Here is a 241-nt window from a genome sequence, read left to right on the forward strand (position 1 = left end):
TCGCACGGTCCTGAATGCCATGCGCCGCCCCCTTGAGGCGCCCTCTCGTGCCCCGGACCCGCTCGGCGGCCACGGGATCCGCGTCGAGATGGGAGACGTCGAGGTCGCCGAGACCGAGACGCGTACCCAGGCGGCGGTGGCGCTGCTGGTCGACACATCGTTCTCGATGGCGGCGGAGGGCCGCTGGGTGCCGATGAAGCGGACGGCTCTGGCGCTGCACCATCTCGTCTCGACGCGCTGG

General features: G+C 71.8%; 1 pseudogene. It reads left to right on the forward strand.

The annotated features are described in order from the left end of the window. Nucleotides 1–241, forward strand: a pseudogene (locus tag BN358_RS27235) (hypothetical protein); the annotation flags it as partial.

The organism is Sedimentibacter sp. B4, from assembly GCF_000309315.1.
GTDB lineage: Bacteria > Bacillota > Clostridia > Tissierellales > Sedimentibacteraceae > Sedimentibacter > Sedimentibacter saalensis.